Below are 1,967 nucleotides of genomic sequence, written 5' to 3' on the forward strand. Positions count from 1 at the left end.
CTATCAGACCTGCAGTCAAATCTGATAAGAAAGGCAAGACTGATAAGGCTGATAGAGCTGAAGAAGCAGAACAAATTAGTCCGTATCTCGATATATTGCTAAATAATGCACCTGTAAAAATGGCAAAAGAGAAACGCTCTCTGGATGAAATCTTTGCAGGTTGGGAGCGTGAAGGGGAAGCAGTTAAAGAAAAACTGTTTGCGAAAGACAGAGAAAAGGTGTATAATCAAGATACAAGGGAAACTAAAGCGAAATTTTATAGTGAGCAATTATTGTCCAAGATTTCGAAAGCCGAGCCGAAAATTACAAGCGATATGCAACGTATTGCTGGGGGAAATAAACTAGCCGGTCTTGAATTTAGGAAGAAAACAGTTGAGTCATTATCACGTAAAATTATTGCAGATAGCCTAGTTGAAAATATAAGTTTGTCAAAAGCTGTGAGTAAGATTAACGACGCCTTAAGGTACACAACTATTTTCGATTACGATACTTTTGCAGAAGAGTATTTGAAGATGAAACAGAAGCTCATCGCAGAAGGTTATAAAATTGTAAAAGTAAAAAACACTTGGCTAATAGATGGACCATATAAAGGTGTGAATACAGTCGTTGAAAAAGATGGTATCAACTTTGAAATGCAGTATCATACTCAGGAAAGTTTCGACTTAAAAAATGGTTCATTACATGAACTCTATGAGATGTATCGTGATACGAATACATCTGATCTAGAACGCATGAACTTATTCAAAGAAATGCTTGATTTAAGTAATGAACTTGAGATTCCTAAAAACATAGAGAGGGTGAAGTGATATGAAAGATATTAAATACTACCACACAACAACGAACAATCCTCAAGTACTTCGTTTAATCGATGGTGTCATGCAAGTTTTTGACATTGAAAAAAAGTGGATTGATAGCATTGACTGGTTTAATAAAATCTTTTTCAATGACTTCACGGATTTCGAAGAAATTTCAGAAAAGGATGCATTTGCTTATATTGGTAGGATGGTAGTGGCATGATTGATATTGCTTTAGCTATTGCTAAAAAAGCACATACAGGGCAGGTGGATAAAGCGGGTGTTGATTACATACAGCATCCTCTCTACGTGGCCAGTCAAGTCAAAACTGAACAAGAAAAAACTGTCGCTCTTTTGCATGATGTGATTGAGGATAGTGATGTAACTGCTGCCGATTTATTGGCGTCTGGTTTGTCAAATGAAGTTGTTACAGCAGTACAAATTTTGACAAAGAAAAAAGGTCAAAGTTATCAAGAATATCTTGAGAAAGTAAAATCAAATAATTTAGCAAGAGTTGTAAAACTTGCAGATTTGAAACACAACTCAGATTTATCACGTTTGAAATCTGTTACCAATACAGACTACGAGCGTGTTAAAAAATATAAAAATGCAATTTATTACTTAAGCACCTAGAGAAATCTAAGTGCTTTTCTTATGCTTAGAAAGGGTCGAGAAATGAAATACCGTAAAAAACCAGTAGTCATTGAGGCAGTTCAACTTAATGAACGTTGTTTGATTGAAGAAGATTGGTTTTGGGACGCAGTAACAAGGAATGAGATTATCATTCACGATAGTGGCAAGTGGAATAAAAATCCAGCATGGTGTGAGATTAAAACACTTGAGGGTGTCATGGTCGCAAAAACAGGCGACTATATTATCAAAGGCGTGCAAGGTGAATTTTATCCATGCAAACCTGACATTTTTAAAGAAACATACGAAAAAGTAGAGGAGTAAGATATGTTTATCTGGGATTTAGTATCAATTTTATTAGGTTGGATTATATTTTTTGCGTTAATTTTGTTCGTAATAATTAAATTATTTGAAGTGATTTCAACAATCATTTCAACTCTAAAAGTCGGAATTGAATACAGAAAGAAACTGAAACAACTGAAAAATAAATAACCTAACCGCATCGAAATCGAGGCGGTTTTCTTATGCCCTAACCGTATGGAA

3 protein-coding genes and 1 pseudogene are annotated in these 1,967 nt (G+C 34.9%); all 4 read left to right on the forward strand.

Annotated elements, in window-relative coordinates; genetic code table 11:
* A pseudogene (locus tag HT728_RS10335) lies at positions 1-806 on the forward strand (hypothetical protein); the annotation flags it as partial.
* 1 nt (position 807) lies between these two features.
* Positions 808-1,017, forward strand: coding sequence for a hypothetical protein (locus tag HT728_RS10340; RefSeq protein ID WP_173214019.1), 210 nt, complete (start codon positions 808-810; stop codon positions 1,015-1,017).
* Positions 1,014-1,427, forward strand: a complete 414-nt coding sequence (locus HT728_RS10345; RefSeq protein WP_173214022.1) for an HD domain-containing protein — start codon at positions 1,014-1,016, stop codon at positions 1,425-1,427. Before HT728_RS10340 ends, HT728_RS10345 begins: the two co-directional genes overlap by 4 nt.
* A 42-nt stretch (positions 1,428-1,469) precedes the next feature.
* On the forward strand, positions 1,470-1,748 hold the full coding sequence (locus tag HT728_RS10350) for a hypothetical protein (protein WP_173214024.1): 279 nt from the start codon (positions 1,470-1,472) through the stop codon (positions 1,746-1,748).
* Positions 1,749-1,967 lie beyond the last annotated feature (219 nt).

The organism is Streptococcus sp. 544 (assembly GCF_013277385.1).
Classification (GTDB): domain Bacteria; phylum Bacillota; class Bacilli; order Lactobacillales; family Streptococcaceae; genus Streptococcus; species Streptococcus mitis_BA.